General features: G+C 36.5%; 25 protein-coding genes, 1 pseudogene and 1 riboswitch. Of the genes and pseudogenes, 2 read left to right on the plus strand and 24 right to left on the minus strand.

Features of this window, described 5'->3' with window-relative positions:
- Nucleotides 1-7: 7 nt before the first annotated feature.
- The 19 genes and pseudogenes from C568_RS0117500 to spoVFB all read right to left on the minus strand — a co-directional run.
- Nucleotides 8-934, minus strand: a complete 927-nt coding sequence (locus tag C568_RS0117500; RefSeq protein WP_080740049.1) for a helix-turn-helix domain-containing protein — start codon at nucleotides 932-934, stop codon at nucleotides 8-10.
- 12 nt (nucleotides 935-946) lie between these two features.
- Entirely contained in the window at nucleotides 947-1,732 is a 786-nt protein-coding gene (locus C568_RS0117505) for a DUF3388 domain-containing protein (RefSeq protein ID WP_016115921.1), read from the minus strand.
- A 136-nt stretch (nucleotides 1,733-1,868) separates the two neighbouring features.
- Entirely contained in the window at nucleotides 1,869-2,117 is a 249-nt protein-coding gene (locus tag C568_RS0117510; RefSeq protein WP_003199403.1) for a DUF3243 domain-containing protein, read from the minus strand.
- Between the two features lie 79 nt (nucleotides 2,118-2,196).
- Nucleotides 2,197-2,910 (minus strand): elongation factor P 5-aminopentanone reductase, encoded by a 714-nt coding sequence (ymfI, locus tag C568_RS0117515; RefSeq protein WP_018782285.1) that lies wholly within the window; start codon nucleotides 2,908-2,910, stop codon nucleotides 2,197-2,199.
- A gap of 184 nt (nucleotides 2,911-3,094) precedes the next feature.
- Nucleotides 3,095-4,381 carry an EF-P 5-aminopentanol modification-associated protein YfmH gene (yfmH, locus tag C568_RS0117520; RefSeq protein WP_003209671.1) on the minus strand — a complete coding sequence of 429 codons (1,287 nt, stop codon included), beginning with the start codon at nucleotides 4,379-4,381 and terminating at the stop codon, nucleotides 3,095-3,097.
- Entirely contained in the window at nucleotides 4,382-5,656 is a 1,275-nt protein-coding gene (yfmF, locus tag C568_RS0117525; RefSeq protein WP_018782286.1) for an EF-P 5-aminopentanol modification-associated protein YfmF, read from the minus strand.
- 202 nt (nucleotides 5,657-5,858) lie between these two features.
- Nucleotides 5,859-6,818 (minus strand): ABC transporter permease, encoded by a 960-nt coding sequence (locus C568_RS0117530; RefSeq protein ID WP_003199393.1) that lies wholly within the window; start codon nucleotides 6,816-6,818, stop codon nucleotides 5,859-5,861.
- Nucleotides 6,819-7,877 (minus strand): ABC transporter permease, encoded by a 1,059-nt coding sequence (locus C568_RS0117535; protein WP_018764690.1) that lies wholly within the window; start codon nucleotides 7,875-7,877, stop codon nucleotides 6,819-6,821. It abuts the gene before it with no gap.
- The gene (locus C568_RS0117540) at nucleotides 7,870-9,402 is read right to left on the minus strand and encodes an ABC transporter ATP-binding protein (RefSeq protein WP_003199388.1); all 1,533 of its coding nucleotides are present in this window, start codon (nucleotides 9,400-9,402) and stop codon (nucleotides 7,870-7,872) included. Before C568_RS0117540 ends, C568_RS0117535 begins: the two co-directional genes overlap by 8 nt.
- Nucleotides 9,403-9,507: 105 nt before the next feature.
- On the minus strand, nucleotides 9,508-10,584 hold the full coding sequence (locus tag C568_RS0117545) for a BMP family lipoprotein (protein ID WP_003199386.1): 1,077 nt from the start codon (nucleotides 10,582-10,584) through the stop codon (nucleotides 9,508-9,510).
- An 88-nt stretch (nucleotides 10,585-10,672) separates the two neighbouring features.
- Nucleotides 10,673-11,398 carry a GntR family transcriptional regulator gene (locus C568_RS0117550; protein WP_000114183.1) on the minus strand — a complete coding sequence of 242 codons (726 nt, stop codon included), beginning with the start codon at nucleotides 11,396-11,398 and terminating at the stop codon, nucleotides 10,673-10,675.
- Nucleotides 11,399-11,630: 232 nt separating this feature from the next.
- Nucleotides 11,631-11,732, minus strand: a riboswitch (purine riboswitch).
- 204 nt (nucleotides 11,733-11,936) lie between these two features.
- On the minus strand, nucleotides 11,937-14,336 hold the full coding sequence (locus C568_RS0117555) for a DNA translocase FtsK (protein ID WP_029427439.1): 2,400 nt from the start codon (nucleotides 14,334-14,336) through the stop codon (nucleotides 11,937-11,939).
- A 213-nt stretch (nucleotides 14,337-14,549) separates the two neighbouring features.
- Nucleotides 14,550-14,753 carry a YlzJ-like family protein gene (locus C568_RS0117560; protein ID WP_018782288.1) on the minus strand — a complete coding sequence of 68 codons (204 nt, stop codon included), beginning with the start codon at nucleotides 14,751-14,753 and terminating at the stop codon, nucleotides 14,550-14,552.
- Entirely contained in the window at nucleotides 14,750-15,499 is a 750-nt protein-coding gene (locus C568_RS0117565; RefSeq protein ID WP_003203721.1) for a ClpP family protease, read from the minus strand. Before C568_RS0117565 ends, C568_RS0117560 begins: the two co-directional genes overlap by 4 nt.
- A gap of 101 nt (nucleotides 15,500-15,600) precedes the next feature.
- Nucleotides 15,601-17,271: a ribonuclease J gene (locus C568_RS0117570; protein ID WP_029427442.1), complete on the minus strand. Its 1,671-nt coding sequence runs from the start codon at nucleotides 17,269-17,271 to the stop codon at nucleotides 15,601-15,603.
- A 444-nt stretch (nucleotides 17,272-17,715) separates the two neighbouring features.
- Nucleotides 17,716-18,594, minus strand: coding sequence for a 4-hydroxy-tetrahydrodipicolinate synthase (dapA, locus tag C568_RS0117575; RefSeq protein WP_003203717.1), 879 nt, complete (start codon nucleotides 18,592-18,594; stop codon nucleotides 17,716-17,718).
- A gap of 11 nt (nucleotides 18,595-18,605) precedes the next feature.
- Complete coding sequence (gene dapG, locus C568_RS0117580) at nucleotides 18,606-19,838, minus strand: aspartate kinase (protein WP_018782290.1); 1,233 nt, start codon at nucleotides 19,836-19,838, stop codon at nucleotides 18,606-18,608.
- A 23-nt stretch (nucleotides 19,839-19,861) separates the two neighbouring features.
- Nucleotides 19,862-20,908: an aspartate-semialdehyde dehydrogenase gene (gene asd, locus C568_RS0117585; RefSeq protein ID WP_003203711.1), complete on the minus strand. Its 1,047-nt coding sequence runs from the start codon at nucleotides 20,906-20,908 to the stop codon at nucleotides 19,862-19,864.
- A 149-nt stretch (nucleotides 20,909-21,057) separates the two neighbouring features.
- Nucleotides 21,058-21,246, minus strand: a pseudogene (gene spoVFB, locus C568_RS0117590) (dipicolinate synthase subunit B); the annotation flags it as partial.
- Nucleotides 21,247-21,445: 199 nt separating this feature from the next.
- On the opposite strand from spoVFB, the gene C568_RS0117595 reads away from it, so the two are divergent.
- Both C568_RS0117595 and C568_RS0117600 read left to right on the plus strand, forming a co-directional pair.
- Entirely contained in the window at nucleotides 21,446-21,958 is a 513-nt protein-coding gene (locus C568_RS0117595; RefSeq protein ID WP_018782291.1) for an AHH domain-containing protein, read from the plus strand.
- A gap of 17 nt (nucleotides 21,959-21,975) precedes the next feature.
- On the plus strand, nucleotides 21,976-22,548 hold the full coding sequence (locus tag C568_RS0117600; RefSeq protein ID WP_018782292.1) for an imm11 family protein: 573 nt from the start codon (nucleotides 21,976-21,978) through the stop codon (nucleotides 22,546-22,548).
- A gap of 84 nt (nucleotides 22,549-22,632) precedes the next feature.
- On the opposite strand, the gene C568_RS0117605 is transcribed toward C568_RS0117600, so the two are convergent.
- The 5 genes from C568_RS0117605 to C568_RS0117625 all read right to left on the minus strand — a co-directional run bounded on the left by C568_RS0117605 (nucleotide 22,633) and on the right by C568_RS0117625 (nucleotide 25,945).
- Nucleotides 22,633-22,839: a hypothetical protein gene (locus C568_RS0117605; protein ID WP_006095700.1), complete on the minus strand. Its 207-nt coding sequence runs from the start codon at nucleotides 22,837-22,839 to the stop codon at nucleotides 22,633-22,635.
- The gene (locus C568_RS0117610) at nucleotides 22,839-23,933 is read right to left on the minus strand and encodes a response regulator aspartate phosphatase (RefSeq protein WP_003203698.1); all 1,095 of its coding nucleotides are present in this window, start codon (nucleotides 23,931-23,933) and stop codon (nucleotides 22,839-22,841) included. Before C568_RS0117610 ends, C568_RS0117605 begins: the two co-directional genes overlap by 1 nt.
- A 158-nt stretch (nucleotides 23,934-24,091) precedes the next feature.
- Nucleotides 24,092-25,150: an N-acetylmuramoyl-L-alanine amidase gene (locus tag C568_RS0117615; protein WP_006095702.1), complete on the minus strand. Its 1,059-nt coding sequence runs from the start codon at nucleotides 25,148-25,150 to the stop codon at nucleotides 24,092-24,094.
- A gap of 1 nt (nucleotide 25,151) precedes the next feature.
- Nucleotides 25,152-25,421, minus strand: coding sequence for a BhlA/UviB family holin-like peptide (locus tag C568_RS0117620; RefSeq protein WP_003204293.1), 270 nt, complete (start codon nucleotides 25,419-25,421; stop codon nucleotides 25,152-25,154).
- Between the two features lie 35 nt (nucleotides 25,422-25,456).
- Entirely contained in the window at nucleotides 25,457-25,945 is a 489-nt protein-coding gene (locus C568_RS0117625) for a hypothetical protein (RefSeq protein ID WP_018782294.1), read from the minus strand.
- Between the last annotated feature and the right edge of the window lie 24 nt (nucleotides 25,946-25,969).

The following is a 25,969-nucleotide window of genomic DNA, read 5'->3' on the forward strand; positions in this document are numbered from 1 at the left end:
ATGACTGTTATTGTGCAGGTTGTCCTATCCCTAGATTTTTAATCACTAATCTTTGGTGATATTCCTTTTCTGGATCTAGTGGGAAAGCAACAACTTGGCCATTCAGTTTAATTTCAACATTCGGTGCACTTCCAATGTTGAGAAGTACTTCTTTTGCTGTTGTTAAATCATGTTTTTCTGTTTGACCTTCTTGAAGTGTACCATTAAAAACGACATTTCCACCTTCATTTTTAATGTCTACATAACTTGCACCCTTCGCTGTAATTTCTAACTCCAGTGCTTTATTATTATGAATTTCCAAAGTAGATACCTTACCACTTGTTCCAACAAGCTTCACTTCTTCTTGTCCAGCAGGTGGCTGTTGTGCTGGTGGTTCTTCTTTCTTTGGCTCTTCTTTTTTAGGTTCTTCTTTTTTAGGTTCTTCTGCTTTTACTTCTTCTTTCTTTTCATCAAGCGGAGAATTTTTCGCCTTCTGTACTTCTATTTGTTCACTTTTCGTTTGTTTTACTTGTCCTTCATCTTTTCCAATTAACCATTGGAAAACAAACCACACAGCTACCCCTACTGCAATTACCAATAATGCAATCAATATTTTAGACATATGATCTGCTATTGGAAGCGATGCTGCTTTTTGCATAGTTTCTTGTGTTTTTTGACCTTTTGATATTTGCGGTACATCATGAGATTCAGATTGTGGTACTACGCTTTGATACTCTACAATCAACTCTTCTCCGTTCAGACCAACCGCGTCCGCATATTGTTTAATAAATGCACGTGCATAAAATGCACCAGGCAATATACTATAATCGCCCTCTTCAATTGTTACTAAATACCGTTTTTGAATTTTCGTTACCTCATGTAGCTGATCAATAGATAAGCCTTTCGCTTCTCTTGCTTCCTTCAGCTTTTGTCCTAATTCCGTCACTACTAACACCTCAATATTTCTTTAAAAGTCAAACATAGAGAAATTATTTTGCGCTCCTTGCTCAATTTCATCTACTAAATTATATTGAATTTCTTCATCATAATCGTTACGCAATTCAATAATATAATCAAAATCATCAAGTGTATATTCTGATTGACTCACAAATACATCTGGATGTTCGACAACTTTAGTTGCGGGTAATCTCATAATTTCACGAACGAGTTGCCAATGCCTTTCATTCGCACGCTTTGTTGAAACAATGCCATCTAATATAAAAATATTATCGTCACTATACTCATCTTCAATCAGTTGACTGCGTACAGTTTGTTTAATAAGAGTAGACGAAACAAATAGCCAACGCTTATTTGCACAAACACTTGCAGCAACGATAGATTCCGTTTTTCCAACGCGAGGCATTCCTCTTATTCCGATGAGTTTATGCCCTTCTTTTTTCATTAGTTCCGCCATAAAATCAACGAGTAAACCCAATTCATCACGAACAAAACGAAATGTTTTCTTATCATCTGCGTCTCGCTGTATGTACCTACCGTGCCTAACTGCCAACCTATCTCTGAGCTTTGGCGGACGATATTTCGTTACCGTTATATTATCCATCGTATTCAAAATTGATTCAAGTCTAGAGATTTGCTCTTGGCTATCACACATAAGCAACAACCCACGCCGAGCGTTGTCTACACCATTAATTGTGACAATATTAATACCAAGCATACCGATTAACGAAGAAACGTCACCAAGCAAGCCAGGTCGGTTTTTATGTATTTCATATTCAAAATACCATTCAATCATCAAATGTCACTCCCCCTGCTTACTTTATACCTACGTACTATATTATATGATTTTACGTTAATAGGGAAGATAAATGTATAATGAATCACGGTATTTTCAATACCTAAAAAAAAGAGAGGATTTTCTCCTCTCTTTTTTACTTATGTTGTACAAACTTTACCATTAAGTTAGCAATCATGTGTTGTTCTTGTTCATCAGCCACTTTCCAAAGCTCAGCTAATAATTTTTCTTGATCATTTCGCGCCTCTACTTCATTTGCCAAATAATCACCTACACGGAATGCCATATCTGAAACTGCACCACCATCAAGCCCTTTTCCTTGCGCTTGTTCTAAACGTTCTCCTAAAAAGCTTTTCCACTGGTCAAAATTCTCTAATACTGACATGTTTAAGCACCTCACTATTAAGTAATAGAATCATACTTAATTTGTACAATTTCTCACTTTTTATGTACATATTTTTATTTTAACAATGCCAGCCACCGTTTACTCCAATAATTTGCCCTGTTATATAGGAAGCCCCTGGTGATACAAGGAAAGAAACAGTTTTGGCGACTTCCTCTGGAAATCCAATCCTTCCAGCTGGAATCTCTTCTGCGATCTCTTTCTTGTCCTCTTCTGAAAACACACTTAACATTTCCGTCTCTATGGCCCCTGGTGCCACTGCATTTACACGTATACCACTTAGCGCAACCTCTTTTGCGAGCGCCTTTACATAAGAGTTTTGTGCACCTTTTACCATAGAATACAGCACCTCACAAGACGCTCCTACTTGTCCCCATATAGATGAAATAACAACGATATTTCCACTTCGCAGGCGGATCATCGATGGAAGCGCAAGTGAAAGAAGGTTATAAACACTCTTCACCTGCAATTCCACCATCTCATTCAATTGCTCATTTGTCACATCTGTCGCCAAACCAAATATACTTTTTCCAGCTGCATACACAATAACATCAATCGGATAATGAATTTGCGCCCAGAGCTTTTGCACGCCATCTACCACTGCTAAATTCGCTTGAACTGGAATAATTGCACCAAGTTGCTGTTCTAATTTTTTTATTTTCTCTTCACTTTTGTTGTAATGGACATACACCGTATAACCATCTTCAACTAATTGTTTCGAAATTGCAGAGCCAATTCCTCCGCTTCCTCCAGTCACTAATGCAAACTTTGTCATATGTATCCTCTCTTATCTTTCCTCTACAGAGAAACTCTTTCAAAACACTAATCTTATCATGTATTCACAAACAAATAATACCCCCACCTTACAATTCAGCAATAGCCAAAAGGTTAGGTGGGGGATAAACTGTCCGTAAAGTTCTAAATCGTAAGGCTTAAGCCCCACTTATTCATGTTTCATTTTATTTCTTTGGCAAGACTTGGCAAATACTCATTCTTTCTTCAGATAAAAATACTTTGGCTGCTTCTTGTAAATCTTGAACAGTTAATCCCTCTAAAACGGACAGAGCATCAAACAAACTAGATTCATTAAACGCATACCTTGTGAATTGATTTGCAATATATTCAGGTGAGTTAAGCGATCGTAAAAAGCCGCCAATTTTCTTTTTCTTTACACGCTCTAACGCATTCTCATCTAATTCATTATAATTAGTCTGTAGTAAAACACCTTTTAAACGTTCAGCTAGCTCATCAGGTTGCTTCGTATCACCACCAACCATCGCAAAACCAAAGTTACCTTCTTCTGTATAATCATAAGAGAATGAGTCATCAATAAGTCCTTCATTATATAAAGACTCATAATGAACTGATCCTTTCCCAAATAAATAATCTAAAAGTAATGTAAGCGCGATCTCTTGTTTTAAAAGCTCTTGCCCTTTTTCTTTAAGACCAGTCGCCTTTATGCCTATTAAACATTTCGGTGTTTGAACAGGCATAGAAATAATTTTTTTCTTTTCATTTACTGATTCTGGTTCATCTTCAAACGAACGTACGATTTCTGGTTGATTTTTATAATCTTTTTTCGCCTGATTTTCACGTACTAAGTTCATTGTTTTTTCTGGGTCAATTGCTCCTACAACAAATAACAACATATTGCTAGGATGATAAAATGTCTCGTAGCACTCATACAATAAGTCTTTTGTAATTTTACTAATGGACTCAATTGTTCCTGCAATATCGATTTTAATTGGGTGTTTGACAAATAAACTATCGATTAAGCCAAAATACAAACGCCAATCCGGGTTATCTTGATACATTTGAATCTCTTGACCAATAATTCCCTTTTCCTTTTCAACTGTTTTTTCAGAGAAATAAGGTTCCTGAACAAAATTTAATAATGTATTTAAATTTTGTTCTACATTTGATGTACATGAAAACAAGTACGCTGTTCTCGTAAATGATGTAAACGCATTCGCAGAAGCGCCTTGTTTACTAAACAACTGAAACGCATCATGATCTTCTTTTTCAAACAATTTGTGCTCAAGAAAATGAGCAATCCCATCTGGCACTCGAACCATTTCTTCTTTTCCAAGTGGAACAAACGTGTTATCAATGGAACCATATTTTGTTGTAAACGTCGCAAAAGTTTTATTAAAACCTTGCTTCGGCAATATATATACATCTAAACCATTTGGAAGCTTTTCATAATAAAGTGTTTCTTTTAATTGTTCATAAGAAATTTTCTCCATCTATTCTCCCTCCGTTCCGTGTAAAAAGTAAATCGTATCTAGCTCAATATTATTGGCAACCTTTACAATTTTCTCTTTTGTAACACGTTCAATTCCAGTTAACCATTCCTCTACTGGACGGGTACGTTCTGCAATGACGCCATGATAAAGCATTTCTACGAAACCACGCGGTGTATCAATTGCCTCTAAAATTTGGTTTTGAATTACACTCTTTGTTTGATGAATTTCTTCTTCAGAAAAGTCACCGTTTTGCATTGCTTTCATTTGCTCTTTAATAATCTCGACTGCTTTTTCATAATTTTTCGCTTCAATTCCCGACATAACAAAGAGAAGACCTTTATGACTTTCAAAACGCGACGCTGCATAATAGGCTAAACTGTTTTTTTCACGTACATTCACAAATAATTTCGAATGTGAGAATCCACCAAATAACCCGTTAAACAGCTGTAGCGCAAAATAATCCTCATCACGGTACGTAATATATGTGCGATATCCGATATTTAATTTACTTTGCTTTAATTCTTGTTTTTCAACAATTTCTTGTTCTTCATTATTTCGCTTATGAAGAATGACATTTTTGTCTTTTGCTGTACGAGGCGTGATTGAAAAGTATTTACCCACTAAGTCAACCGCATCTTCATCTATGTCACCAATGATATATAGATCCATTTCATCTTCCGCTAACACCTTTTGATAATAGCGGTATAAAGTTTCATTTGTAATGGAGGCAACGCGCTCTTTTTGACCATTTGCACTTAAACGATATGGTTCTACTTTACACATTTCTTCTATTAATCGTTCATTCGCATAGCGCATTTTATCATCATATGTAGCTTCAATTCGTTGCACGAGCGCTCTTTTTTCACTTTCTACAATTGATGATAAAAAACCGCTCCCTTCAGTTGCTGGGTGTAATACAATATCAGACAGCATAGATAGTGCTTTTTCAAACAACGGCGGTGCATCTTGTAAATATGTTTCGTTGGCAATATCCACATAAATAGAGATGATATGATCTTCCCCTTTTTTACTTACATCTACCGCCAGAGAAGAACCGTACAACTCCTCTAAATATTGGCGAAGACGAATTACAGATGGCAGTTTTTCTGTTGCACTTTGCAATACATATGGTAATAAAGCACGCTCTGTAACCGTTTCTTCATTTAAAGGTGCTTTAAAGCGAAATACAAATGTATTTGTTTTATATTTATCTGTCGGAATCATATGTACACGTAAACCACCTAGTTCATGCATTTGCTGTTCCATCAGTTTCATTTTATAGCCCTCCTTTACGTATGTAGGAATATTCCTCTTCAATATACAGTTTTTAGAAACGAAAAATCAACTTTTCTCCCTTACATACTTTTCCCTCAAACAGTTTACTAATTAAAAAGAGAAAGTAATTTTCTGTATTAAACATATTCTATGTAAAAAAGCCCGCACTAATGTGCGAGCTTTTTCCATACTTGTAAAACGCTTATCTTTTTCCTTTTTCATACGGTGTTCCAAGTGCCTTTGGAGCTTCTGAACGTCCTACAAAACCAACAAGCGCTAAAATTGTGAACACATATGGTAATATCGCTAAGAAAACACTCGGAATTTCTTTTAATACAGGGATTGTACCACCAGTTACCCCTAGTGATTGTGCAAATCCAAAGAATAAAGCAGCTCCTAGTGCACCAATTGGGTTCCATTTCCCAAAGATCATAGCAGCTAACGCTAAGAAACCTTGTCCCGTAATCGTTGCACCTGAGAAGTTGTTTGAGATTGACAGTGCAAAGGTTGCACCGCCTACTCCAGCAAACATCCCTGAAATACAAACAGCAATATAACGCATTTTATATACATTAATCCCCATTGTATCCGCAGCCATCGGATGTTCACCAACCGCACGAAGACGAAGACCAAACGGTGTTTTATAAATAATATACCAAACAACAAATGCTAAAATAATGGCAATATACGATGTTAATGGTACATTTGAGAAAAAGATTTTTCCAATAACCGGAATATCCGACAGTCCTGGAACATCAATTTTCTCAATACGGTAGTGAATAAAATCAGTTTGTCCTTTACCAAAGATTTTCTTAATCGCAAAAACAGTTAAACCAAGAGATAAAAAGTTAATTGCTACTCCACTAACAACTTGATCCGCACGGAATGTAATCGATGCAACTGCATGAAGAAGTGCAAATAATCCGCTACCAATTGCTGCAAATATAAGTGCAATCCAAGGAGTCATAGCCCCCCAAGTATCCCCCATTAATAGCGTGGTAACAACACCAACAAATGCACCAAATAACATTAATCCTTCCAATGCGATATTTACAACACCAGAACGCTCACTAAATACGCCACCTAACGCTGTAAAGATTAGAGGTGCTGCCGTGTATAACGTACCCGTCACAAGAATGGCTAAAACATCTAGAAAGCTCATTTATTTCCCCTCCTTGCTTATGCGCGTAAGTGTCCAGCGTAAAATATAACTACAAGCAACAAAGAAAATAATACATGCAATAATTACATTAATTAACTCAGATGGTACATCTGCTTCAAAGTTCATTTGCGGCGCTGCACTTTTTAAACCTCCAAATAATAACGCAGCAAGTATAATACCAAATGGATTATTCCCTCCAAGAAGCGCTACCGCAATCCCGTCAAATCCAATTCCGGTAAATGTAGCCATCGCTGTCATACTTTGGAATGTCCCAAGCCCTTCCATCGCGCCACCAATACCAGCAAATGCACCCGCAATTGTCATAGATAACACAACATTACGAGACACTTTCATACCAGCATATTGAGACGCTTGTTGGTTAAACCCAACTGATTTCAATTCATAACCTAAAGTTGTTCTATCTAATAAGAACCACATAAGAATCGTAACAAGAATTGCGACAACAATTCCCCAGTGAAGACGAGAGCCATCTGTTAAAGAAGCTAACCAATCTGAAGCTAATGACGCACTCGGCTGAATATCATATGTTTTGTCATTGCCTTCATGTAAAAAGCGTTTAATGATGTCATATGTAACATATAATGCAATGTAGTTCATCATAATCGTTACAATAACTTCATTAACCTTAAATTTCCCTTTCAAATATCCCGGAATAAATCCCCATAGTCCACCAACTATAGCTGCCACTAAAATAGACAATGGAATATGAAGAAAGGCAGGTAATGATACTGCATAACCAAACCAAACAGCAGCAAGCCAACCAACTAGCAATTGTCCTTCTACCCCGATATTAAATAAACCTGTACGAAACGCAAAAGCTACCGATAACCCCGCAAGAATAAGCGGAATCATTGTACGAAGCGTCTCTCCAATTGCACTGGGACTTCCGAACATACCAGTCCAAAGTGCACTATATCCAACAATTGGATCATACCCACTAACTAACATAACAATGGCACCAACAAGCAACCCAAATATAACGGATAATACAGGAACTAAAATATTAATCGTTCGCTCCGTTAAAAACTTTTTAGCCATTTGTACTCACCTTCGCTTCCCCTGTTCCACCAGCCATTAAAAGACCTAATTGTTTTTCATTTGTTTCTTTTGCATTAACAATCGCGACAATTTTCCCTTCATAAATAACAGCAACGCGGTCACTCACATTTAAAATTTCATCGAGTTCTAAAGAAAGAAGAAGCACCGCTTTTCCTTTATCTCTCTGTTCAATTAATTTCTTATGAATAAATTCAATCGCACCTACATCTAAACCACGTGTCGGCTGCGCTGCGATTAATAAATCTGGATCACGATCTACTTCACGTGCAATAATTGCCTTTTGCTGGTTCCCGCCAGATAATGCACGAGCTACTGTTTGCTCGCTAGGTGTACGTACATCAAACTGCTCAATCAGCTCTTTTGCCTTTTTCGTTATTTTACTAAAATTTAAAATTCCTTTATTTGAAAATGGATTCTTATAATATGTTTGTAAAACAATATTATCTCTAACGGAAAAATCAAGAACGAGTCCATGTTTATGACGGTCTTCTGGAATATGACCGACTCCTTCTTCCGTAATTCGTCTAACAGGCCAGTTTGTGATTTCTTTTCCATTAATTGCAATAGAACCTGACTCAACTTTTCGTAAACCAGTAATTGCCTCTATTAATTCACTTTGTCCATTCCCATCAATCCCTGCAATACCGACGATTTCTCCTGCACGAACAGTTAAGTCAAGGCCTTTTACAGCAGGCAATTGGCGCACATCATGAACAACAAGATTTGCAATAGAAAGTACATCTTCCTTAGGTCTGGCATCTATTTTTTCTGTTTTAAAATTCACTTGACGTCCGACCATTAGTTCTGCAAGTTTATGTTCATCTGTATTTGCAACGTCAACCGTTCCGATTCCTTTTCCTTTACGAATAATCGTACAACGATCACAAACTTCCATAATTTCTTTTAACTTATGTGTAATAAGAATGATAGATTTCCCTTCTCGCACAAGCTTTTTCATAATTTGAATAAGCTCATGAATTTCTTGAGGAGTTAATACTGCCGTCGGTTCATCAAATATTAAAATCTCTGCTCCGCGATACAGCGTTTTTAAAATTTCAACACGTTGCTGCATACCAACTGAAATATCTTCAATTTTCGCATACGGATCTACAGCTAAACCATATTGTTCTGATAATTGTTGAATCTCTTTTGCAGCTTCATCAATAGCAATTTTCCCTTTTCTCTTCGGTTCATTTCCAAGAATAATATTCTCTGTAACTGTAAAATTATGAACAAGCATAAAATGTTGATGAACCATACCAATCCCGAAGTCATTTGCAATATTAGGGTTTGTAATCTTTACAGGATTCCCTTTAATTTTAATTTCTCCTTGTTCTGGCTGATATAATCCAAAAAGAACGTTCATTAACGTTGACTTCCCTGCACCATTTTCTCCGAGTAAAGCATGTATTTCTCCCTGTTTTACTTGCAGCGTAATATTATCGTTCGCTACAATGCCTGGGAATACTTTTGTAATATTATTCATCTCAATTACGTATTCCATTTTGTTCCTCCTTTTAGCAGGGAACAGTCCCCAATTACACTCTATTAAAAGTAATTTTATATATACAAAGGTTAGTTCTAAGAACTAACCTTTGCTATTTCTCTATTATTTCTTAAGAGCAGCTTCGTATTCTTTGTACTCTTTATCAGTAGCAGGTACTTTAATTTCACCAGCAGTAATTTTCTTTTCAAACTCTTCTACTTTTGGTAAAATTTCTGGATTTACTTTTTTCACATTATCAGTTGTTTTCGCAATGCCAACACCTTCATCTTTCAAACCAAACGCTTCTACTTTTCCGCCTTTTAACTTACCATCTTTTGCTTCTTGTGCTACTTTTTCAACCGCAACATCAACGCGTTTTACCATAGAAGTTAGCGTTACGTTTTCAGGCATACCTTCTTGATTTTGGTCACGGTCAACACCGATTACCCAAACATTTTCACCTTTCTTCTTACGGTTTTTCGCTTCAGTAAACACGCCGTTACCAGTACCACCAGCAGCATGATAAATTACGTCTACTCCTTGTCCGTACATTGCTGATGCAAGTGCAGCACCTTTTTCAGGTTTATCAAATGCTTCTGCATATTCAGATACAATCTCAATATTTGGGTTAACAGCTTTAGCACCAGCTTTAAATCCATTCTCAAACTTACTAATTAAATCACTCTTCATTCCACCAACAAACCCAACTTTATTTGTTTTTGTTGACATCGCTGCTACCGCACCTACAAGGAATGATCCTTCATGATCCTTAAATGTAATACTTGTTACGTTCGGTTGTTTTACTACAGTATCTACAATCGCAAACTGTTGCTTTGGATTTTCTTTCGCAACTTCTTCAATTGCTTTTTCTAATTTATAACCAATACCAAAAGATAAATCATATTTATCTTTTGCAAATTTCTTTAAGTTCGGAATATAATCTGCTTCTTTTTCAGACTGAAGGTAACGATAGTTCGTCTTCTCTTTTAGCCCATTATCTTTACCGAATTTTTGTAAACCTTCCCAAGAAGATTGGTTAAATGATTTATCATCAACGCCCCCAACGTCTGTAACCATACCTACTTTAATGCTCTTTCCATCTTTTTTATCTCCACTTGCTTTATCCGAGTTACCACATGCACCTAACACTGTACTCGCCGCTAACGTTAATGATAATAAAAGACCTGTTTTTTTCTTCATACTAGAAACCCCTCCTAAATGATATATGTATCTATTAATATGCTAGTGTCCCCTTCTTCTTGCTGTCACCTCCCTAAAAAGGAACGAATTACATACGTTTTCGTAATACGTGGAAGCTAAATTTATCTGCTCTAAAATAATTAATAGAATATAAGATCGGCTCATCATTTTGATCATAGTGCATTTGCTTTAGAATCAGCAGCGCTGTTTCTGGTTCGCATTGTAAAATTGGTGATATTTTTGGATGATAACCAATTGGTTCAATATGAGCAACCGCGTATGTAATGCGTTTATGCGTGTTATTATGAATAACAGTAAGTAGCGATTCCTCATTATAATCAGACAAATCTGGTAATACTTCTTTTGCCAACTTGTCAATGCAATAGACAACAGGTTCCCCATCTGCTGTACGAACACGCTCAATCATCACAGCCTCAAAGCCTTCATCACTATTAAACTTTTCTTTTTCCTCTTCTGTTAGACTCGTAGTAGATGATGATAAAAAGATTGTTCCCGGTGTTTTCCCCACACTAGAAATCATATCTGTAATACTAGAAAGTTGTTCAATTCCAGAAGAAAACAGCGGTTTTGCATTCACAAAAGTACCAACGCCATGTCTGCGAATAACAACATTTTCCTCTTCTAAAATACGCAATGCTTCCCGTAAAGTCGCTCTACTTACGCCAAGTTCTTTTGCTAAATCAAACTCTGAAGGCAATTTTTGTTTTTCTTTATATGCCCCGCTTTTGATTTTCTCTTTAATATGATCGATCACCCGTAAATATAAGTGTCGACTATCGGATTTAACTGACATAAGACTCCCCCGCATTCCAATTATTCGACCTCTGATGTAAGACTTCTGTTCTCGATTTTCAACCAATACATGACATACCTTACATAACGATACGATAAAATAAAATTTGTCGAATAAATGTTAATAATTTTTCAAAATGAAATTTTCTATCTTTATTTCATAAAAAAAACTTTGCACCCCAACATTCCTCATATAGAGAAAAAGTTAGATACAAAGATCCCTTACATCCTTTGTTACACACTTTTCCCCTCATAGTCTAGCAATTCATGGTTGCCAGGTAGAAACTTATGGACCTTATCTCCAAGATTATATGAGGCAGTGATTCTTTTCGAAGTAATCGTACCACCTGCTCCCATATGTGTCAACACAATTCAACATTTTTTTGCAAGTAATATCGAACGTTTTTCAAAAATAATATTGAAAGCATTCGTATTCTAAAGAACTACCATAAATGAAAGCCCTTTCTTCCGTGATAGTTCTAGTATATAACAAAAACTCCATATAAAAAAGCCCAGTTGTAAACAATTGGGCTTTTTTATTAAGAACTTTTTTCTTGTATATCTTTAATCAAAACTTCTCTCGGCTTACTACCTTCATAAGGTCCAACTACACCATTCATCTCCATCGCATCAATTAAACGCGCCGCACGTGTATATCCCACTCGGAATCTACGTTGTAACATAGAAACAGAAGCCGTTTGCATTTCTACAACAAGCTGAACCGCTTCATCATATAATTCATCTTCTACTTCTTGTCTTGTTTCTGGTACATCCTGTGGAATCATGTCCTCTTGATATTGCGCTTTTTGTTGTCCAACAACATATTCCACAACTCTTTCCACTTCATCATCTGATAAAAATGCACCTTGTACACGAACTGGTTTCGATGCTCCAATTGGTATGAACAGCATATCCCCTCGTCCTAATAATTTTTCAGCGCCTCCGCCATCAAGAATCGTTCGAGAGTCAGTTTGTGAAGACACAGCAAACGCAATACGTGATGGAATATTTGCTTTGATAACACCTGTAATAACATCAACAGATGGGCGCTGCGTCGCGATAATTAAATGAATACCAGCAGCACGTGCCATCTGTGCTAGGCGCATAATTGCATCTTCTACATCTGAAGAAGCAACCATCATTAAATCGGCCAACTCGTCCACGATAACAACAATGTATGGAAGCTCAGGCTGTTTTGCTTCTGATTGTTCATTATGATGTCTAATGTATTCATTATATCCTTCAATGTTACGCGTTCCGCTATGAGCAAATAATTCATAGCGACGCTCCATCTCACTCACAACTTTTTTCAAAGCTTGTGATGCTTTTTTCGGATCCGTTACAACAGGTGTTAATAAGTGCGGAACACCATTATATACGTTCAACTCTACCATTTTCGGATCAATCATCATTAATTTGACTTCATGTGGTTTGGCACGCATTAAAATACTAACAATAATACCATTAATACATACACTCTTTCCACTACCAGTCGCTCCAGCTACTAATAGATGGGGCATCTTATTTAAACGTGCTAATACTGCTTCACCAGTAATATCACGCCCAAGACCAATTAACAACTTTTCTTCCGGATGATTATTCGCTTTCGAATCAAGTACTTCTCTAAGCGTTACCATAGAAACCTCTGAATTTGGAACTTCAATCCCTACCGCGGATTTCCCAGGAATAGGGGCCTCAATACGAATATCTTTCGCAGCTAATGCGAGTGCTAAATCATCACTCAAACTAACAATTTTACTTACCTTTACTCCCATATCAGGATACACTTCATATTTCGTAACTGCAGGTCCTTTATGCACTTTCGTTACTTTTGCCTTTACACCAAAACTTTGAAAAGTACGTTCCAACTTACGAGCATTTTCATAAATTTTCTCATTTTCATTTGTAACCTGTTTATTTTTTGGGAACTTCAATATATCGATAGAAGGAAGCTTGTAATCTTTGTTTTCCACATTTGAAAATTGCATTGGAAGAGCTTTTGTTTCTCCTTCCAGAGATTCAACAATTTTTTCTCCTCGTTTCTTTTGTGTTCGTTCTTTTGATGCAGATGGAATCCCTTCCTCTGCCATAGAAGGCGGCGCAATCAACTCATTTGCAATCTCATCTTCACTTTCCTTATCTTTTTCTTCACTAACTGGATAGTTCTCTGTAAAATTCGAAATAATTGGCGGTCCAATTTCTATCTCTTCTAACGGCTCAGTAATTTCTTCTTCGCTATCAAAACGTTCACTACGCGTACGCCTTGTCGTTTTTTTCTTTTCTGTTTGTTCAGCAGTACGTTTCGATCTCCAATCCTTGTAATCCCCTTGCATCCCCTGAAATTGACTTCTGAGTATTCGTCCAATCGGGGCTAACACTTCCCCAATGTGTTTGTTTGTAATGCAAAGTATACCAAGAATAACAAGAATGATACCTATAATGTAGGCTCCTACTTCATCAAACAAAAAGTAGCATGTAGCAAACATAAGGGCACCAACCATCCCCCCGCCTAAGTGAACGGACTCTACTACACCTTTCTTCATCTCATAAAAAAATAAATCTTTTGTACTGACAATCACAGATGTATTTTCTACGGTTCCTTCTTTTGAAAGCAAATTAAATAATGTAATATGACTAAACATTACTATTGCTAATACAATTAAATAGACACCGATTAACCGTTTATTTAAAAGGTTTGGCCATGCGCGCTTTATAACAAATGCAATCGATAATGCAATCACACCAAGCACACCAATTATGTACCATTCACCAAAGAAAAAGCGAAAGAAGAAAACAAACGATTTCCCTACAATACCTAGCTGTAAAATTGTAATGATTGAAAGTGCAAAAAGAGTCAATCCGACGATTTCGTAATACAAAGTTGGCTTTATCGTACGTCTTGCTTTTGATTTCGTCCCTCTTTGCTTTTGTTTTGCCATTTCTTCACCCCAAGTCCAAAAATTAAGTACGACTTTCATTCATTGAAAGTATTCTCTACATGTTGTTCATCACATCTTCTAGATCTGTTCATTTGACATTTTACACTTCTTGTAAAATGTCAAATAAACAGAAGAAAGCAGCCTAATCATGGCTGCTCAACCGTCTTGTTTTTTATATTATACCATAGCTTCTACACAAAATCCTGCTTTTTGCTAAAAGGTTATTTTCTGGCCTGGTTCATACTGTAAGTAGTGGGATGGATTTGTACTTAGCACACGAACAACGGAATAATATTGACTACCCTCTTCAGATACAATCATCTCTACTCCATTTACATTCACTATTTTTTGTTGTTCATACTGTGAATAATCAGCCTGATAAACAAGTTGCTCTGGCATAATTGTATACAAAATCATTGCAGCAACTTCCCGTCTTGATTTCCATCTGTTCGCATGTCTATTAATTCATTCAACTTTCGAATCGCATCCCCGATACCACCGACATCATCTATAAGGCCATACTTTACTGCATCTATTCCAATTACATTTGTTCCAATATCTCGTGTTAAATTTCCCTTCGCAAACATAAGCTCTTTAAAACGATCTTCCGTCACTTTTGAGTGTTTTGTTACAAATCGAATTACACGTTCTTGCATTTTATCCAAATACTCAAATGTTTGCGGCACACCAATAACAAGACCCGTCAGACGAACTGGATGAATCGTCATCGTTGCAGTTTCAGCAATAAACGAATAATCTGTTGACACTGCAATTGGCACACCTATCGAGTGCCCTCCACCTAAAACCAAAGATACAGTTGGCTTCGATAATGAAGCTACCATTTCAGAGATTGCCAACCCAGCTTCAACATCACCACCAACAGTATTTAGCAATAAAAGTAACCCTTCAATTTTTGGATTTTGCTCAATTGCCACAATTTGTGGAATTACATGTTCATATTTCGTCGTTTTATTTTGCGGTGGAAGCTGTACATGTCCTTCTACTTGTCCAACAATCGTTAAGCAGTGAATACGTGATTCATTCATTTGCGGAACATTCGTTTGACCAAGTTGTTGGATTTTTTCTATTACTGACGCCTCTTTTGAATCCTCTTTCGGTTCTGCTTCTTTTTCCTCATTTGTTAAACCATCACGTTCTGTCATGTCGCATCCCCTTTCACTCTTATACAACTATTATTTCTTAAGTTGCAAATTTCATGCGATAGGGATAAAAAAGAAAAAACCACCGATAAAGGTGGTTTTTCTTATACTTCCATGATAATTGGTAAAATCATCGGTTTTCTCTTCGTTTCCTCATACAGAAACTGTCCTAATAATTCACGAATATTTTGTTTTAGCATGGACCATTCAATAGAATACTCTTTAATGGACTGTTCAACAATTGTACGTACAATATCTGTAGACCTTTCGATTAACGCTTCAGATTCACGAACATACACAAAACCACGCGAAATAATTTCTGGTCCAGAGATGATCTTTTTCTCATCTTTTCCAAGCGTTACAACAACGACTAAAATTCCGTCTTGTGATAACATCTTACGATCACGCAAGACAATATTTCCGACATCGCCTACACCTAATCCATCAATAAGAACATTACCCGCTTGTACCTTACCAGCTTGCTTTGCCTCTTCGCCCTCAAAAGCAATTACATCGCCCTTTTCTACAATAAAAATGTTTTCTTTCAAGACACCAACATCTTCCGCCAAATACGCATGTGCTTTTTGCATACGAAATTCGCCGTGTACGGGTATAAAATATTTCGGTTTCATTAAATTCAGCATCAATTTCAATTCTTCTTGACTACCATGACCCGAAACATGAACTTTTCTTTCTCCATAATAAACAACTTCTGCACCAGCCCTAAATAATAAATCAATAATTTTAGATACTGATATTTCATTTCCCGGAATTGGAGAAGCTGCAATGATAACTGTGTCTCCTTTACGGATTGAAATTTGTTTATGAGCTTGCTTTGCCATTCTTGAAAGAGCTGCCATCGGTTCCCCTTGACTACCAGTTGTTAAAATCGCTACCTTCTTCTCCGGGAAATTATCTACCTCTTGCAATGAAATAACCATACCATCTGGAACGTCTAAATATCCAAGACGCCTTGCAATATCTACCACTTTCACCATACTACGACCTACAACGGCCACTTTACGGCCTGTTTCAGCAGCTGCATCAAATACTTGTTGAATACGATGTACATTAGATGCGAAAGAAGCAACGATGATACGTCCTTCTGCATTATAAAATACTTTTGAAATTTCTATACCAACTTCTTTTTCAGACCCCGTGTAACCAGGACGTTCAGCATTTGTACTATCTGATAACAGACAAAGAACGCCTTCATTTCCAATTTGCGCCATCTTTCCAAGGTCTGCCCCACTGTTGCCAATTGGTGTTTGGTCAAATTTAAAATCTCCTGTATATACAATGGCTCCTTGTGATGTATGGAAGCACACACCAACAGAATCTGGGATACTGTGTGTTGTTCCAAAGAATGAAACCGTTGTCGTATTAAATTCTACAGCCGAATTCGAATCAATTGTTTTTAAGTCTACACGGCCTAGCATCCCCGCTTCACCGAGCTTTTCTTGTATAAGACCTACCGTTAACTTCGTTGCATACACCGGGATGGAAAGTTTGCGCAGCACATAAACAATTCCACCAATATGATCTTCATGACCATGTGTAATAAATAAACCTTTTACTCGCTCTTGATTTTCTACTAAATATGTAATGTCAGGGATAACAATATCAATTCCAAACATTTCGTCTCCCGGGAACATCAATCCTGCATCCACAATAAAAATTTCGGAACCAATTTCCACACAATACATATTTTTCCCGATTTCACCTACTCCACCAAGAGCAAATACCTTTACAGAATCAATCTCTTTTCTCTTCATGTTGTTGCCTGGTTTAAAAATCTTACAAACACTGATTTCACTAAAATCGTAGAGACACCAGGGAAGCTCTACAATCACCATATATTCACCGTCCAAGACGAATGTCCTTACCGTTATGCGATATCATGTTCTTGTTCGTTTTTTAAACCAGGTTTCACCTCTCTTTCATTATATAAATCAAATATCTTATGCGATATGATATAAAAATTCCGTTAAACCATAATTTTTTCCAATTTTGCTAAGCATACCCGTACTAAGCTACTTAGCCATATTATAACTGATACCAGAAATAGAACACAAGTTAATTTACGAGAAAGAGAAGAGAAGCATAGAAATTTTATATAAATTGAACTACCCCCACCTTCATTTCGTTTAGAGGAGGGGGTCTTCTCGGTTAAAATGATAAATAAAAAATGGCCTAGTTTTTACTAAGCCATTTTTTATTTAGCGAGGAATCGATTGGATTACTTCTTGTAATGTTAATCGTTCTTCTTCTGTTAATGGAAGAAGTGGAAGACGTACAGATCCTACGTCTAATCCAACCATTTGTAACGCTGTTTTGACTGGAGTTGGGCTCGGCGCCATAAATAATGCATTTGTCACTTTGACAAGTAACTGATGCAATTTCTGTGCTTTTTTGAAATCTCCTGCTTGGAATGCCGCAATCATTTCTTGCATTTCATTTCCAATCACATGAGATGCAACAGAAATAATACCTTTAGCTCCAACTGCCATAGCTGGTAACGTTAAACCATCATCACCGCTGTATACAGCAAAGTCGTCCGCTGTTTTTTCAATAATTTCTGTCATTGTTAATACATCGCCGCCAGCATCTTTAATTGCAACAATGTTTTGTATTTCTGATAAACGAACAACTGTATCAACGGAGATTTGTACAATAGATCGTCCTGGAACATTATATAGCATAACCGGAAGTTCTGTACTTTCAGCAATTGTTTTAAAATGCTGATACATGCCTTCTTGACTCGGTTTATTATAATACGGCGCCACTAACATAATTGCATCGACACCAACTTCTGTAGCTTTCTTCGTTAATTCGATAGAAGCATGTGTATTATTACTACCTGTTCCAGCGATTACGGGCACCCTTTTATCGACAACAGATACAACATGGCGATATAACGCTACTTTTTCTTCTGATGACAATGTAGGAGACTCTCCGGTTGTTCCTCCTACCACGATTGCTGTTGTACCGTTATCAATTAAATAATTTACCAATTTAGTTGTCTTTGCAAAATCGACGTTTCCATTTTTATCAAACGGTGTTACCATCGCTGTCGCAATTGTCCCAAAATCTATCATGGTCTCACTCCTTATTGTTCCAGTTGCTTTTCTTTTGAAAGCTCAAACGCACTATGCAATGCATTCACAGCTTCCACTAAATCTACTTCTTTTACAAGCACCCAAATGGTCGTATGACTATCTGCCGATTGTAAAATTTGAACACCTTTTTCTGCCAATGCTGTGACAATTTTCGCAGTAACCCCTGGAATACCTGCCATTCCAGCTCCTACAATAGATACTTTTGCACAGTGCTCCGTCACGATCGGATCATATCCAAGCTTATGAAGAACTTCAACAGCACGACTTGATACATTATCATTTACTGTATAAGCCACACCTGTAGGCGAAATGTTAATTAAGTCTACACTAATTCCTTCATTTGCCATCTCTTTAAAAACATGCTTTTGTAAATCATACGATCCGTCTTTTGCAAGCACTTTAATTTGCGTCACGTTTGATACGTGAGCGATACCTGTAACAGGTCGTTCTTCTACATCACGGCCTTTTGTAGCACCATCATATGCAGCAATAAGTGTCCCTTCACTATCAGAGTACGTGGAGCGCACACGAAGTGGTACTTTTGCATGCATTGCAATTTCAACGGCGCGCGGATGAACAACTTTTGCACCTTGATAAGCCATGTTGCAAATTTCATTATATGTTACGTTTTGAAGATGACGCGCATCCTTTACAATCCTTGGATCAGCAGTCATCACACCTTCTACATCAGTAAAAATATCGATATATTCAGCTTGAAGCGCAACACCTAGTGCTGAAGCTGAAGTATCACTACCTCCGCGTCCAAGTGTTGTCGTATCGCCTTCTTTAGTTCGCCCTTGGAATCCAGTAACAACAACAGCATCTACGTTTTGTAACTCTCCATGTATACGATCACAATTCATTTCAATAATCTTTGCATTCGTAAAATCATCATTTGTTACAAAACCAGCTTGTGCACCATTTAGTGCTGCTGCTTTCACACCATTTTCATTTAGCATATTTGAAAAGACGATTGCCGAGATTAATTCTCCGCATGATAATAATAAATCTTGCTCACGTTTTGAAATGCTAGATTCCTGTTGATTTACAAGACTTAATAATGTATCCGTTGCATATGGTTCACCTTTACGTCCCATAGCTGATACAACCGTAACTACTTTATAACCAGCATCTAATGCTTTTTTAATATGGTGAAGTGCATGCTTACGTCCGTTTTCATCACGTACCGATGTACCACCAAATTTTTGAACAATAATTTTCATTTTTTGCACCTTCTCTTAGCCGTTTACACTAATTGTAATTTTACTAATCGTTCTGCAATTTGAACAGAGTTCCATGCAGCACCTTTTAATAAGTTATCAGATACGACCCAAAGATGGAATCCTTTTTCATTATTTAAATCTTTACGAATACGCCCAACAAATACTTCATTTTTCCCTACCGCAGTAGATGGCATTGGATATAATTGTTCTGCTGGATCATCTTGCAGTACAATTCCTTCCGCATCCGCAAGCAAGTTTTTCAGTTCTTCTACAGTTACGCCTTCTTTTTCCACTTCAATGTAAACGGACTCAGAATGACCTGATACAACTGGCAAACGTACACATGTCGCTGCTACTTCTAACTCGGGCATATGCATAATTTTTTTCGTTTCATTAATCATTTTCATTTCTTCAAATGTAAATCCATTATCTTGAAACTTATCAATTTGTGGAATGGCATTAAAAGCAATTTGGAAATGTTTTTTGTCACCTGATACAGGTAAAACATTTGCTTTTACTTCTTCTCCATTTAAGATTGCTTGTGATTGTTCATGAAGCTCTTCAATTGCAGCAGCACCTGCACCTGACACCGCTTGATATGTGGAAACGATTACTCGTTTTAAACCAAACTGCTGACGAATTGGTTCAAGAGCAACTACCATTTGAATTGTAGAACAGTTTGGATTTGCAATGATACCACTATGTTCTTTTAAGTCATTTTCATTCACTTCAGGTACAACAAGTGGTACATTTTCTGTCATACGGAATGCACTTGTATTATCAACAACAATTGCACCACGTTTTGCTGCTTCTGGTGCTAGTTGTTTCGATACAGATCCACCTGCACTAAAGAGTGCAATATCGACTCCTTCAAAGCTTTCAGGAGTTGCTTCTTGTACTGTGAATTCTTCTCCTTTAAATACAAGCTTCTTGCCTGCAGAACGTTTAGATGAAAGTAACGTTAACTTCCCAATTGGAAATTCTCGTTTCTCTAAAGTATTTAACATTTGTTCACCAACTGCGCCGGTTGCTCCAACTACAGCGACATGAAAAGATTTTTCCTTTTCCATCACTATGCCCCTTTCTAGATACCAATCCTTCTATACTTAGAATTAGAAGGAGTATAGAGTACTCCTTCTAATCTTAATAACATTAATTTTATCATATTCTGCGATAAGAATGATGGTTTCGTAAAAAATTGTCTGTTTTTTTTCGTTTTTTAATTCATATATCTGAATTTTTCTACAACAACTGGCTGTAATTGCTTCCCTTCTATTGCTTCTATAATTGTATCTTCAAGAAGTTCCATACGAGCTACCATTGAATTTGGTTTTTTTTCTGGTGCATCTTGCCCAAATGGCACAAAATAAATATGTTTTGTCGCCATTAAACGCATAAGGTTTACACCAACATGATGACAACAAAAATATTTACTTTTTCAATTTCTTCTATTATATATAAACATGATGAGGAATTAAAAGAGAAACATACACAAGTGATTGATTTACTTGGACGAGCTAAAAACCTCTAAAGTAATGTTATAAGAATGTAACATTTACATTTATCTCCTTAAATTGGTATTATTTACTTATTAAGGAGGGAGATTTTTGAGTTTAAATATGTATTTAGGGGAAGTACATACCCAAACACAAAGTATGAATGCTGTATGTACCGCTACCATTCAAGGTATGGAACAAGCCATTCAGTCGATTGATGCTTTTGCAATTGATACTGCTCTACAAGGACAAACATATGAAGAACTTAAGAACGCAGGGATTGACCCGCCTCCATATCCTAATGCAGCACATCACATTGCCCCTTGGAATGATAAAAGGGCGAAGCAAGCTCAAAAATTATTGGAATATTTCAAGATACATCATGATTCTGCTGCTAATGGAGTGTTTCTTCCAGGGTATGGGGCAGAAGGGCATAAATATGTAACTACTGAAGTGCTACATATAGGTAGCCATGGCCCAGAATATATAAGAGAAGTAGAAAGAACACTTCAATATATTAAAGATATTGGTGGTACTCAAGCTGATGCTGTTGATGCCTTACATGATATAAGAGAACAACTATTGAAGGGCACATTAAAACTAAATACACCAAAAAATAAATGACTTTTCAGGAGGATACAATGAAGATCTGGGAATTACGAGGCTCTGTGAATGATTATGAATCTTTTCAACTACTAAATTTTGATCAAGACCATGAAAAATATTTTGATGGGAAATTTGATTTAGCAAAAAGTTTATCTAATTCATGGAGAGATATACTGATTGAATGTGTAGAAGAAGGTAAACAAAGTGATTGTCCACATTTTTGGGGAAGGAATGGTACATTACTTATTAGTAATAAGGCAAAAAAACTTTTAGAGGCTTTAATAGGGCATGATGTTGAATTTCTTCCTTTAATACATAATGCTACTAATGAACCCTACTATGCCGTTCATGTATTAAATCATTTAGATGCAATTGATAATACCAATTCAATCTTTAAAAAGTTAAGAAGCGGCTTAATAGTAGGTTGTGAAAAATATTCCTTTATATCCAATGTTGTAGAAAACGAAGATATTTTCAAAGTATTTTTAAATAATCATGTTTATTCAATTTCAGTTTTTGTATCAGATAAGTTCAGAAATGCAATTTTAGAAAGTGATTTAACAGGTTTTGAATTTGTTGAGGTATGGGATTCGGAATCGAACATGTAAAACAAAGTCCTAAAACAGAAGGATGGCAAAAAAGAAGAACGCCTTGTAGTGAGGGTAAACGTTCTTCTTTTACTGTAAATTCACTTAAATTTCTTTTGCTACAATGCCTCCACCGTTTCCATGCGCATTAGAAGGCGAACCACCATCACCTCTATTATAAGCAGGTGCAGGTGTATCCCCTATATTGTAAACCAAATCCGGTCTTTGTGGTGCAGGTGTGTCACCTTCAGCCATTGATAATAAACCAAATGACGTAACCGTTAATAGTAGTACTGCTTTAAGTTTTTTCATTACACTAAGGCCCCTTTTTCTTCATATTTCTTTCTTGCTTCATTACTCATGTAAAAATACTTACTTGCTTTTTTCTCGTTTTCTTTCTTATAAAACATAGTTGCTAATATTTCCGTGTATTCTTGTACGCAACGTGTTAAACCTTCTGCTTCGAAATAGGAAATCCCTTCTAAAACAACACTTTCCAACGTTAGAGAATCAGAACCATTATTCATTGCCTTTAGGATATTAAAGCGGTGCACGTATTCCTTATTTTCTATCTTAGTACAAGCTGCAAGCCCTTTTTCAATTAGTGTATTAGCCTTGTTGCGTTCACCCAATTTATAATGTTCCCTAGCCTGTAAGAACATAGCTTTATAATGATTTGGAAGGTGTTCTATAACCTCTGATAAATGACGAATAGCTAAATCTGAAAGGTTTTGATTTGCATATAACCAGCCTAAATTATTTCTAATACGTAACAGTAGTTCCGTGTTATCAATCTTTTTAACAATATCAATGGCTTTATTTAAGTGTTCTTCAGCTTGTTCAAACTGCCTTATCTGTATACACGTTAAGCCGAGGACGTTCTCGCATAAAGCAATGTTAATGTCATAGGAGTTAGTTTTGCTGAAAAAGTCTTTTGCTTTACTAGCATATGAAATAGATGGTAGGGGTTTATAAATTTGGTAATAGAAAGCTGCCAACCTATAATTAAATTCTGCTTTTTCTAATTCGGTCGGCACATACATTAATAGTTTTTCCGCTTTCTCAAAATGTTCCCCAGCTTCATTGTATTGCGCAAGAATTGTGCTGTGAATTGCTTTGAAAAAGTGATAATAATAGGATAGAAAGCTGTTATCAGGTATATCAAAGGAGTTAATTTCATTAAAATTATCTTTTGTAATGTTAAGCCCACCTGTTAGTACTTTATATCTAAAATTTAATAATGAATAATATAGTAGTAGGTTTTCGTCTTCTTTTATACTAGAAAGTTTGTCTTCAATTTCTTGTTTAAATTGTTTTGCTTTTTCTACTTGTTGTTGTAACATTGATTGATACCAAGCATCTAATATTTGCTTGATTTGCTCTTTAGTTATTATATGTGCGCTCATAACAAGCCATCCCCCTTATTTTTTTATCTTTAATTCACTAAATATTAACATATTTATAGATATTTTATAGAATCCCCTCTTTTAAACTACTTGAAAAATAATTGTCAGAATACTTCTATGGGAGTGAAAATAAAAAAACCGACTCATAAGAGCCGGATTTAGTGTGACTTTACATATACATAGGCTTCACTTGCTGTAATAAAGTATGTTTTACCTTTACTATTGTGTACTTTGTACTGTGATGATCCATTGACAGTTACTTTTTCATCGATTGTAAACCCTTGTCCTGCATCTAAGGTACCAGCAACGTCTTTATCCTGCCAAGATGGAGAGTCATAGAAACGTAGTTTGTCCACTTTGGACACAATACGCTTTCCTGCAATCGGATTAACTGGCTCTTTCTTCTCAAACTTGATGTAAGAAGGATTGTTATATACCCATTGATTTCCTCCAAGATTTAACCAACCATCTTTTTCTCCCCACACTTGGTATGATTCTGGTTTATTTAACTGACGAATAACAGAGTAACTTGCACCTGCCCCTTTACGAAGATTTACATTATAACCTTCAATATATGCAATACCTTCCACATTCGCCACTGGTTCGCCTGGTTTAGATGGTTGCTCTGGAACAGAAACGTCACCATTATTATATGCACGTTTTACATCAGCACGGAATTGCGCTTCTGATACACCATGACTACGTAAGTAATCAAGTGGATCTTCATGGTCTGTACCGCCAAGGTATTTCGTTACATCATAGTGTGTCCACAATCCTTTTTCTACAGATAGATTGTTATCTTTTAAGATTTCAGCTAATAATTTAACGTACTTTTCATATGAGCGCTTAAATTTTCCATAGTCTGCAGTTTCGCAAAGTTCAACATGTACAAAACGCTTATTAGCACCTGAACCAGCCCCATAAGCGATATACTTTGTATCAGCGATTTGAATTGTTTCATTCCAATCTACTGCATAATGCACGAAAGCCGAACGCCAAGTACGAGACTCATACTTTTGAATATTAATAGCTGGAGCTTCTGAAGTTGCTGTACTATGTGCCACAACACCCTCATATGCACCAACACCATATCTATACGGCTGCTTAGGTAAATCAGGAATAATAAGCATTCTATCAGCAAAAGCCCCTGTAGTGAAACTAAATAGGAGCAATGAAGTCATAAATACAGAGGAAACTAGTTTCGTTGATTTTCTCATATTATTTCTCACCTTTCGTACCAAGAATTTGTTTGATTTCTGATACATCTTTAGATAGAGAACCAAATGATTTAGCTTGTTCTTCAATGACTTCCTGGTTCTTTTCAATGACTTGTTGATACTTATCTTCTCGCTCTTTATTTTCTTGACGAGTAGAATCTAATAACTCTTTACTCTCTTTCCTTGTTGAGAATAAAAGCCAAACAAAAAGAGCGCCAAAAGCGCCCTGTGATAGCATTACATTGAAAACCTGTTCTTCCAATGTTCTCATCTCCTTTTTAACTAATTATATTTTTCTGCTCGTTATCACTTAATTGGATATGATAGCGAGAATGCTACATAGTGAGTCGTAGCTTCTGCGAGATACATAGAGATAGTTCCGTCCTTAGTTACTAACACTGTAACTGCTACAGGTAAGTTAACGTTAGAGGACAGGAAAGCACTTGCCGCAAAGTAAGAATCCTGATGAGGTGCAATATCTGGAGTGATACGTGCAATTACTTGACGGTTTTTAACTGATCGTACAGCTCCTGTGATATGCACCCAGTTCCCATGCTTGCGAAGCGTTAGAGGTGTATCCCCGTCTTGTACTGCATTAGTGACAAGAAGCTCCTCGAAAGCTACATCATCCATATAAAAGAGTCCTTCGCCATCCATCCAAACACTGCTTTCATAATTACCTTTATTTAAGAAGATAGCTTGTGCTTCCTTATCCTCACTGAAGAATCCTGGAATTAATCCGAATTGTTGTTGAATCTCTTTAATTACCTCTTGTTTTAATTCATTGTTAGTCATTATTGAACATCTCCCTTGAATTTT

The organism is Bacillus sp. 95MFCvi2.1 (assembly GCF_000374965.1).
Taxonomy (GTDB): domain Bacteria; phylum Bacillota; class Bacilli; order Bacillales; family Bacillaceae_G; genus Bacillus_A; species Bacillus_A pseudomycoides.